Here is a 9,218-nt window from a genome sequence, read left to right as displayed (position 1 = left end):
TTGGCCCCCTGCATTATTGCTCTGCAACGCCGATGCGACCAACATTTTAGGCGTGGGTGCAGTGTCCTGGTTTGAACTGAAATGACTATATTTGGGGTTTAATTTGGGGTTTATTCGAGGGGAGAGGCCCTTTAGGAGCTGCTCTGGGATGAACTTCCGAAAGCACTCCGCGCCCTCAACCTGACCAAGAGGGGGCTAACTCCTACCAGGTTACCCGATCCCGCAGTTGCTCAATCCGGGCTGGGCCAATGCCATTGACCCGTTGCAGATCCTCCAAAGAGGAGAAGGGGCGGGCCTCGATAATGCGCTGCGCCAGGGCGGGGCCAATGCCGGGCAACTGTTCCAGCTCCGCCGCCGTGGCCGTATTCAGGTTAACGCGAGGGGATCCCCCAGGAGACGCCACCGGAAAAGCAACCGACGGGGAAGGGGATCCCGCCTCAGGAGGAAGAACGACCTCGACTTCCAGCAGCTCCGGCTCCGGTTCAGGCAAGGAAGCGGCAACGGGGACGGGGTTGGGGCAGCGACGGGACGCCTCTTCTGCCTGCTGTTGCAAGCGGCGGCTGGGGCCAAAACGGGCCTCGGCCATCAGCCGGTCGAACTCCCGCACAAAGTGATCCACCACTCGGCCATTGCGGATGATCAGGAAGTTTTCGTCGTTGAGGTGGTTGGCCGAGACCGACCAGTTGTTGGATCCGGTGATCACCGTGGCCTGAGGAGTGCCGGGATCGATGATGGCAAACTTATGGTGCAGCTTATCGCCGGGGGCGAGGTTGGGTATGCCTACAGACTGGGCCGGCAGCGTCCAGGGCAGGCGCGCCGCCTCCACCTGGCACTTTTCGTCGGGGAGCAACAGCCCCCACATCTCCAGGGTGCGGCTGTAGTCCCGGAAGGCAAAACCAGGGTCGAACACCCCGCGGATTTCTACGTTGCGCTCCTGGCGCAGTTGCCTGAGTTGGTTGGCAATGCCCGGATCCGTAAAGACGAACAGAGCCAGATCCACCTGTTGCCGGGCTTGGGCCAGGGTGGCGGCAATAATGCCGTTGGAGGTGGCTTCGTAGGGCAAGGAGCGGCTGGCAGGAGAAAAGTGAACCCCCACAATGGCATCGCCAAGGTACACCGTTTCCAGGGGACGCTTGAGCTTTTGCACGCCGAAGCGGCTATCGGTCAAGCCACCGGGGCCATCGCCCCACATGAGATCGAATTCCTCGGTGTAGAGGCGGGCCAGCTCCGGGCTGTCCAGCAGCAGCAGATGGTTGGCATTGCCGACACTGCCAGGCGCATCAAAGTCCCCGTGAATATCAGAGAGCGTGAAATTGGCCGATCCGGTCAAGACTTTCTGCCCGTCGATCACCACAAATTTGTGGTGCATCAGGCCGCTGCCCTTGGAGCCATCGGCGGTATCATCCAGCCAGGGCACCCGCCCCCCATCCAGCAAGGCGTACACATCTCGGCTGGCAATCTCCTCGGGAGAAAACCGTCCATCGCGGTTCACATCCACCAGGTTGCGGTACTCCTCGAACTTGCGACGGCTGCGCTCGTCCAGCGCCCGCACTTCGGCAGGGGTGAGCTGGTGCCAGGCTCGCACGTAGGTGTTTTCGGTAATCACCCGCACCCGGATCCCGGCCTGCTGTCGCTCCACCAGGGCTTGGGCAATCAGGGGCAGGTTCAATTCTTGCACCGCCACATCTATCGACTGCCGGGCAGAGCGGATCTGAGAGATAATTAGCTCCTCCAGGTTGTAGCCGTAGCGGCGGATCTGGCGATAGGGATCCCGATAGGTGCTTTCCCGGCTTTGGTTAAACGCCACCCGAATACGGGGGTGCTGCGGCAGAGGGGCAAGGGTGGGCAGCTCCTGATCTTGGGGGTAGGGTCTGGGCCGGGGGCCAACCCAGTAGCCGATCAAGACCAAGACGAGAAGCAGAGCAACCCAGGGCAGCCAGCGGCGGAGTTGCCGCAACCACGACTGGATCCCGTTCATCGAAAAAACTAGGCTGTGTTTACTTTTAGTATGAGGTGAGGATAGTTTTTGGGCAAGGTCTGATGAGTTGCCTTGTCATAGATGACAATAAATAGCAAAAGATTCTGGCTTTTCTGCGAACAGAACCCCACATTGGCAAAGAGGCAGGATGCAAGCGGTTTATCGAGGGCGTGCTGTGGATGGCTCGTTCTGGCTCCCCCTGGCGCTACCTCCCGGAAAGATGTGGAAAGTGGTACACCGTTTACCCAAGATTCCATCACTGGAGTCGCTTGGGAGTCTGGGAAAGAATGTTTCAGTTCTTCATCACAGAACCCGATTGAGAGCATCTTATCCTGGACTCAACTATCGTTCGTGCTCACCCCTGTGCAGCCAGAGGGGAGCAAGCCTTGGGCAGGAGTCGAGGTGGATACAGCTGGCAAAAAGAACGCACGAAAGTGATAAGGGAGAGTCGGGTGGTGATTCCTTCTAGGAAGAAGAGGAGGGTGGTGCGAGATTACGACCGGCATGTTTACAGAGAGAGGCACCTAGTAGAGTGCTTTTTTCAGAAGCTAAAGCAGTATCGGCATTTGTTTTCTCGTTTTGACAAGTTGGCCAGGAACTTCTTGAGCTTTCTCTACTTCGCAGGTGCTCTCTTCTGGCTAAAGATCAACACAACCTAGGTCTGAAACCCCGCTCTTGAGGGCGGCTTTACTCTCCATAAAACCTCCAGGAACAAAAGCATAAGTACCGCACATCCTCTCTTTTGGCGCTCTGCGTCAACCTCTTCCCGCTCCGTAAGCAATGCAAACTTAACCTCCCCCCAGAACTGCCACCCACAAAAGTGAGCCCCCACCTGGGATGACGCACCAAACTGCCGCGCTTCAAACCCAGACTGATAGTCCCCCCGTAGGGCAGTCTTTTCCCACCTTTGGCCGGTTGCAAACGATGCAGTTGACGACGATGAAACCGTAGAGGAACTACTATAAGCATCTGCCGGTTGTCAGGTTGCAGGTGCCCACCGGTTACGGAGTTAGCCAACACCCACGCATCCACGCAGTGAGCCTCAAAGACCTCGGCTGTCTTTTTGTTGGTTTTCTTCAGCCCAAGGGCGTCCCGCATCTGCTGGGTTTCCCACCCTGAGCGGATCAACACTTGCCCCAAGCCCGCTAGTTGTTGATAAAACCACTGCTTACCCACCTCTAGGGGGGAGAAAGACACGTCCCAGCGACGCTGGCCTGAGGTCTTCGCCTTAATGTCCTCCACCACAAATACGGATATGGGAAACAACTTGCTCAGCCACCTGGCAAGACAGAGCTTCCACTGCCACCGAGCCTTGGTGGAAGGGGGCAATCCGCCTCTAGCCCGGTTCGCTCTCGGTTGCCGACAGGGCGTTTGGCGATACCGCCTCAACCGACGCATGTTTCGACGCTGCTCAACATGCTCCTTCACCCAATTAACCGCGTCCGCTTGGATGTTGAGGTAGGTGTGTGCGGCTGATTTGACCGACCACCCTTCTTTCTTGCTTCCTGGGTCAATACCGACGGCTATGGGTTGGGTTTGCCGGTCAGAAGGTTCCCCGTTGAGACGAACACAAAACACCCCTCTCTTCCAAAAGGGAGTAGCCTTGCCGGATTTAACCCACCGCCTCGCCCGGCTGGGAGTGGTCGGCATGAGGGGGTTTTGGTTGTGGTCTACGACGGGCACGAACATGCGGTAAGTCTCCTTGCGGAGTATGTACATCCCTTCGCCCCTGGCCGACGTAGAGGTAGCAAACTAGGGAAGCATTCGCTACGTACTTTGGGCTGCCACGCCCAGTCGGCTCAGTCTCCTTCAAACGCCCCCCATGACTGGGTTGCTTGGGCAGGCTAGTCTTTCCTTGCCCTTGGGGTTTCAGGCTGGCTAGGCCCTACTCCCACAAGCCCCCAGCTAAGAATGGGGGTACTTGACGGCCTTTCTCCTCTCCAGCAATCACAGCCCCAGGATACCGAACTTTACGGCAGCTGTTTCTGCGCCAAGGTGCTCTCTGCTCTACTCTAGGGCCACCCGTGAGAGAAAGGCTTTTGACCGCCGATATTCGAGCTGCCAACGGCATCATCCACGTCATCGACGCCGTCTTGATCCCGCCGCGTTAGGAATTGGGCCACCACTTCGGGCATCATAGAGGCATCGAGATCCAGCGCTTTATTGGGGAGATTCAGCGTGGAGCGGCCTAAGTGGGTAGCAATCGTTACAGGGATCCTGGCCATTGCTCTGGGGGTGGGCTACTTGCTGCTGGTGCAGCTGTTGGATTATCGCGGGGGCGAGTTTTTGCCGGCACCGCTGGAGCCGCCGGCGATTTTGGGAGAGGGGATCCCTGCCTCATTTGGCGGGTTGAGCTGAGGGCGTTTTCGACGCCCCGCTCTCTCCTTTGGTCTCCTGCTCGACTGCGCCCTAGCCAGGTTCTTGACAAAAAAGCTCTCGACAAAATTGTATGCTCAGCTACAGCAAGCCCTATGCTGGAGAAGCAGCTTGGATGGCCCAGCAATTTTGGGTTTCTTGATCTGAAGATTCGGGCAGGCTGTGGGTTGGGATGGTGCTGTCGCGCTCCACTTGGGTGTGGTTGTGGGCAGGGCTGGGTTTGGCGGCCCTGAGCCAATATCTGCAATGGGTTAGCGGGATCTATAGCTTTATCGCCCCCCATTCGTTGCCGCTGGCGGATCTGGCAGTGGCCGGGATCCTGGGAGGGACAGCAGCAGCAGGTCTGGCAGCGCGCCATTGGTGGCAGCAGGCTGGCCGACGGCAAAGTACTCCAAGTCAGCGGACACAACCGCTGCGGCGGGTTAAGTTAACTCGGAATCAGGTGCAAGCCGATCTGGAAGATGCCGATCGCCTGATCCAGAAGCTGCAGAATGACATCAGTCGCCGTGCCCTGCGTGCCAAGCTGCAAGAGATCAATCAGCGGCTTAACCAGGAGGAATTGCATCTGGTGGTGTTCGGCACCAGTTCCGCCGGCAAGACCTCGTTGATCAATGCCTTGATGGGCCGACCAGTGGGCGAAACAGCCCCCACCCTGGGCACCACCCAGCAGGGATCCATTCACACCTACCAATTGGAGGGCTGGAACGGCCCCATTTCCCTTACCGACACACCTGGGCTGCTGACGATTGGGGGAGCAGGTGAAGCGGAAGCCCGCGCCCTGGCCCAGAAGGCGGATCTGCTGATCTTGGTGGTGGCCGGAGACCTGCTGGCTTCGGAATATGCCGAAATGCTGGAGTTGGCCCGGCTGGGCAAATCCGCCATCCTGGCCCTCAACAAAACCGATCAGATGCTGCCGGAGGATGTAGAGACCATCTTGGCCCATTTGCGCCGGCGCACTGCCGGTGTGATCCCCGCCGAACAGGTGGTGGCCATCGCCGCCGATCCAGAACCCCTGAAGGTTCGCTACTACTCCGAAGATGGCTCTGTGCGGGAAACTTGGGAGCCGCAGCCCCCCGATACGGAGGCCCTCATCCAACAGATGGCTCAACTGCTGCAGCAGAAGGGATCCCACCTGCGCTTGGCCAATGCTCTGTTGCAAACCCGAACTCTCAGCGAAGCCGTCCAGCAGGCCCTCCAAGAAGAACGTCGCCAACAGGGTCGCCAGATCGTGGAACGGATGCAGTGGGCCACCGCTGCTGCCCTGGCGGCAAACCCTCTTCCTGCTTTGGATGTGCTGGCAGGAGTAGCCATTCAGGCGCGCATGATTGGGGAACTGCACCAGGTGTTTGACCGACGCATTACCTTGCGCCGGGCCCAGCAAATTGCCCAGAGTTTGGCGCAAATGGTGGTGCAACTGGGGGGGCTGGAGCTGGCCACTCAGGCTTTGGGCTCTCTGCTCAAGGCCAGCCCCTTGATGGTGATGGGGATCCCCCTGCAGGCGGTGACAGGGGCCTACCTGACGCGGGTGGCGGGGCTCAGCTACCTAGAGTGGCTGTCTTCCGGGGATCCCTGGCAAGAGGAAATCCTGCAAGAGCGGATTAGGCAGCAGCTCCAAAACCGTCATCCTCTGGCTTTTCTCACCCAACTGGCCCGCCAAGCCCATTCCAACAGCTAGTCCAAGCATCCATCTTTTCGCCGCCGCAGGCCCAACCTATCCCGTTCTCCGCCCGCCGCAGAAAATCCATTACACTGAGTACAGCTTTTTCTAACTTAACTTTGTAGAAGTTCTGTAGATTAGCAGGCTCCAGGTCACACAAGAGAGAACATTTGTACCAGCCATACTCAGTGTTGCCGGAAAAAGTTGCACAATTTGTTAATCACCAAGTCAAGCCCAGTCCATCATTTTGTAGTCTGCTGCCCTAAACTGGCTCCGTTGGCACCTTATGTCTTCCCCCAACCTGACCCTGCCCATTCAGTGGATTGATGTGGATTCAGGAGAGGTGGTGGAGGAATGTCCTTGGGAGAGTAGTCCCCATCCGGGCACCTACGTCCAACTGGCAGAGCAGCACTACCTAGTTCTGGAAAAGCGTCATTCCTACCGGCTCCGGCAAGGCAAATACCACCTGTGTGGGATCCGCGCCTTGGTGCGTTCGGTAAACCCACCGCAGGAAGCAGGGAATTGCCTGGGGGATCCCTCCTGTCGGTTTAATGCTCACTCGCCCTTGCTGCGTTGTGCCGTCAACCCCAGCGGGCCCTGTCAGGGCTGCCCCCACTACGAGCCAGCTCTGCGTTGTTAGCCCTCCAGCTCCAGAGCCAACACCTGGGTCAGCGCACGGTTGGTCTTTTCGCGAAACTCGGCCACGCTCACCCGTCCCAGCAAATACACGGCCAGCAACATCACCGCCGCCTCCACCCCAAAGACGGTGGCATAGGCAAGCACTGAAGAAGTGGGGAAGAGAATGCGCCCCAAATCGAGCAAAGCCCCGCCGAGCAAGGTGGAAACCGCCTGGGACATGGCCTGGGCCAGACCCCAAGCCCCGATAAAGGTGCCTGCTGTCTCCGCTGCCGTCAAATCCAACATGAGGGTAATGGCGCCATTGGTGGTGATCCCAGAAGCCAAACCAAACAGGATCATGCACAGTTGCAGCAGCCGTGGATTGCCTGTAAACCCTGAGGCAATGGTCAGCCCAAAAGAGATGGCCACCAGCAGACAGCCCAGACGGGCCGTTGTCTGCTTGCCTAGCTTAGGCACAATGAAAAATCCGGTCAGCACAATCCCCACCAAAATGCCCAAACTCCAAAAGGCATTGAGCTGGGTGCTCTGGGCCACCGTCATGCCAAACACCTCGCCGCCGTAGGGTTCTAGGATCGGCTGTTGGATAAACAGGCCCATGGTCATCAACACCAAGAAGCCGAAAAAGATCAGGGTTTGGCGGCTGGCGGTCAGCACCTTGATGGCCGTGCCCAGGGTGATTTGGTCTTCTCGTCCGGCCAGGGTGGAACGGGATCCGTAGCGGGAATAGCGCTTTTCCACTCCCCAGGTGGCGATCACCCCCAGCAGGATCACCACGGCTGGAATGATGACGAAGAGGCGGTTGACGGTGCTCTGCAGGTTGTCTGGCTGCAAGCCCCGCAGCAGCACCGCCGAGCCAATCGCCCCCCCAGCAATGCCCACCATCAACATGGACCAGACGATCCCCACCAACTTAGAGCGGTTGTCCTCGTCTGACACATCCACCAGCAAAGCCGCAAAAGGTGTGGAGCAGGCGCTGAGGCAGAGACCATAGAGGGCAAACATCAAACAGGCCAAGCCTATCCAGCCATAGGTGGCTCCAGACCAGCCCGTAGCCGCAAAGCTATCCCCCAAACCCCACACCACCTGCACCCCCAGGAAGATACAAACGGCAAATAGCACTGATCCCAGGCGCACATAGCCGGTGCGATGCAGGCCAAACAGGGGCTTGGCATCCGAGAGCTGCCCAAACCAAACCCGAGCCGGGGAGACCAACTGGTGCATGGCCAGGGATCCCCCCACCACCGTTGCCGGGATGGCCAGCAGATCCGTGTCGATCATGACGCGGTTCAGCACTCCCAGAGTGAGCAGCGACATCATTCCCAAGCCCATTTGAAACAGGCCCAGGCGGAACATGACATGCAGCGGCAAAGACTGAACCTGCACCTGAGGCTCTGGAGAAGTTGAAGTTACAGAAGCGTTGACCTCGGGATCCCGGCGAATACTGGCCATGATCTGGAATGATTCGAAAGGGTGCTACAGCCTTTTATCGTAGCCCAGGTGGCTTGGGATCCCGGCAAAAGCATGGGGTTGCCAAAAGCGAAACCGCCACGTCCTCTCCCCTTTTGGGAGCTATTGTCAGGGTATAGTCCCCCAATTTCCAATCCTCAGGAATATTGCTATGCGCGCCCCCATCCCCTGGCTGCTGAGTTCACTGAGCTGGGTGGGCATTTCCCTGGCCGCTCCGCCGATGGTGTCCACCTCGCAGGCAACCCCTATGGATTTTCCGCTCCACCAGTCCCTTTCTTCCCCCTCGCCTTCAGAGTGGGCAGAGTACTTGGCCTACAGGCAGGTCATCGACCGGACGATCTCCATGACCTGGGATCCGCAAGCGCGAGCCTTGGCAAAGCAGTATGGGCTGGATATCGTCAACATCACCTGGGAAGATACCGGACGCCACAAGGGATCTGCCCTTGGCCCCAACATCAGCGACATGACCATCCAGGTACAACAGCTCAACCCCAGAACGGGCCGCTACGAGCTGAGCTTGATGCCGGTGATCCGCTACCCCAACTTTGCCGATCTGTCTGCCGACCTGCCCCTCGACAGCCTGCAGGTGCTGGTGGGCAACGAAAAAGGAAAACCCCTGCAACCAGTGTCGTTGCGAGAGCTGCTGGGGAATCTGCGCCGCTACTTACATGATCCCGGCTCTTGGGCCGGCAACCGGAACTCCCTGCTGGCTCCACGGGATAGCCATGTGTTGGTGAGCGCCCAGGCCGCCTTTTTGCCTATCCCTGCCGGGGGATCCGCTCAATTCAACCCGGTGCTGTTCAACTACCAATCCCATCCCGGCAGCCCAGCCGTGCTGGCCATTTTGGCCACCCGCGAGGGCACCAGCATTACGGTGATCGAGAACCGCACCGAAGATAGGGTGGGCGAGGCTATTTGGGGCCAGCGCCTTTTCTTCAATCAAAACGGTGAACGGGCCAGCCTCACCGGGCAGCGCCTCAGCGATTTTCGGGCCGAGCAAGCCGCCAACCCAACCCCTCAGGATCCCCATTCGGCGGAAGTAGCAGAAGAAGCCCTGAACCTGGTGATGGTGATCCAAGTACCTGATACATTCACGCTGAA

7 protein-coding genes and 2 pseudogenes are annotated in these 9,218 nt (G+C 58.6%); 6 read left to right on the top strand and 3 right to left on the bottom strand.

All coding sequences use genetic code 11. From position 1 onward, the window contains the following. Window positions 1-202: 202 nt before the first annotated feature. Complete coding sequence (locus NW819_RS05430; protein ID WP_414413129.1) at window positions 203-1,957, bottom strand: phospholipase D-like domain-containing protein; 1,755 nt, start codon at window positions 1,955-1,957, stop codon at window positions 203-205. A gap of 122 nt (window positions 1,958-2,079) precedes the next feature. On the opposite strand from NW819_RS05430, the pseudogene NW819_RS05425 reads away from it, so the two are divergent. Beyond that, a pseudogene (locus NW819_RS05425) lies at window positions 2,080-2,637 on the top strand (transposase). A gap of 28 nt (window positions 2,638-2,665) precedes the next feature. On the opposite strand, the gene NW819_RS05420 reads toward NW819_RS05425, so the two are convergent. Continuing rightward, window positions 2,666-3,667 carry an RRXRR domain-containing protein gene (locus tag NW819_RS05420; protein WP_414413128.1) on the bottom strand — a complete coding sequence of 334 codons (1,002 nt, stop codon included), beginning with the start codon at window positions 3,665-3,667 and terminating at the stop codon, window positions 2,666-2,668. A gap of 335 nt (window positions 3,668-4,002) precedes the next feature. Here NW819_RS05420 and NW819_RS05415 point away from each other — a divergent pair, with 335 nt between their 5' ends. From NW819_RS05415 to NW819_RS05400, 4 genes are all read left to right on the top strand, one after another. Further along, the gene (locus NW819_RS05415; RefSeq protein WP_414400693.1) at window positions 4,003-4,089 is read left to right on the top strand and encodes a fasciclin domain-containing protein; all 87 of its coding nucleotides are present in this window, start codon (window positions 4,003-4,005) and stop codon (window positions 4,087-4,089) included. 67 nt (window positions 4,090-4,156) lie between these two features. Continuing rightward, a complete protein-coding gene (locus NW819_RS05410; protein ID WP_414413127.1) occupies window positions 4,157-4,336 on the top strand; it encodes a hypothetical protein in 180 nt (59 codons plus the stop codon). A 190-nt stretch (window positions 4,337-4,526) separates the two neighbouring features. Continuing rightward, window positions 4,527-6,029, top strand: a complete 1,503-nt coding sequence (locus NW819_RS05405) for a DUF697 domain-containing protein (RefSeq protein ID WP_414413126.1) — start codon at window positions 4,527-4,529, stop codon at window positions 6,027-6,029. A 268-nt stretch (window positions 6,030-6,297) separates the two neighbouring features. Further along, entirely contained in the window at window positions 6,298-6,651 is a 354-nt protein-coding gene (locus NW819_RS05400; RefSeq protein ID WP_414413125.1) for a DUF6464 family protein, read from the top strand. Here the strand turns inward: NW819_RS05400 and NW819_RS05395 are convergent. Continuing rightward, window positions 6,648-8,099 carry a BCD family MFS transporter gene (locus tag NW819_RS05395; protein WP_414413124.1) on the bottom strand — a complete coding sequence of 484 codons (1,452 nt, stop codon included), beginning with the start codon at window positions 8,097-8,099 and terminating at the stop codon, window positions 6,648-6,650. The genes NW819_RS05400 and NW819_RS05395 overlap by 4 nt on opposite strands. A 169-nt stretch (window positions 8,100-8,268) precedes the next feature. On the opposite strand from NW819_RS05395, the pseudogene NW819_RS05390 reads away from it, so the two are divergent. Then, window positions 8,269-9,218, top strand: a pseudogene (locus NW819_RS05390) (hypothetical protein); the annotation flags it as partial.

The sequence above is a fragment of the Synechococcus sp. R8-2 genome (genome assembly GCF_047461715.1).
Taxonomy (GTDB): Bacteria; Cyanobacteriota; Cyanobacteriia; order Thermostichales; family Thermostichaceae; genus Thermostichus.
Note: the sequence above shows the minus strand (reverse complement) of the source record. Positions and strands in the feature narration are given on the sequence as shown.